At 65.9% G+C, this 572-nt stretch carries 1 protein-coding gene; it reads right to left on the bottom strand.

The features are described 5' to 3' along the window. On the bottom strand, positions 1–572 hold a 572-nt coding region (locus tag AB4Y92_RS25330), incomplete at both ends, for a PQQ-dependent sugar dehydrogenase (RefSeq protein WP_441822122.1).

Here is a 572-nt window from a genome sequence, read left to right as displayed (position 1 = left end):
GTTCTCCGCCGTGTAGGGCTGATTGGTGCCGGGCCGGAAACAGATGCCCTGCGGATTGCGATGGCCATAGGTGAAGACGCGCGCATCGAAGCCCTGCGGCGGGTTGTTGCCCGGCGCGGCCTTGCCGTCCCGGTCGATGCGGAGCACCTTTCCGCCCATGCGGGTCGGGCTTTGCGGCACCTCGCCGTTGTGGGTGTCGCCCGTCGTCACGTAGAGGAAGCCGTCGGCGGGGCCGAAGCGCAGGCGCCCGCCATTATGCGCGCCGGCATCGCCGAAGGGATGGTTGCTGGGCGCCGCCTTGTAGACGATGTCGGTGACGATATCCTGCCGGTTCGAGACCTTGGTCAGATCGGGATTGACCGTCAGCCGCAGCACCCGATTGGTTCCTGGCGCGGTCATGTTCGATGCCGAGGACACGTAGATGAAGCGGTTGCTGGCGAAGTCAGGGTCGATCGCCACACCGCTCATGCCGGCCTGGCCGCTGCAGAACAGGTCGGATGCGGTCTCAGGGTAGTTCTTGGAATCCTTGATGCCGAGCAGGGCGTTGATCTTGCCCGACGGCAGCCGGACCG

The organism is Lysobacter sp. TAB13, assembly GCF_052113885.1.
Classification (GTDB): domain Bacteria; phylum Pseudomonadota; class Gammaproteobacteria; order Xanthomonadales; family Xanthomonadaceae; genus Lysobacter; species Lysobacter gummosus.
The sequence above is the reverse complement of the archived record's forward strand: the minus strand, read 5'-3'. Positions and strand labels throughout refer to the sequence as shown.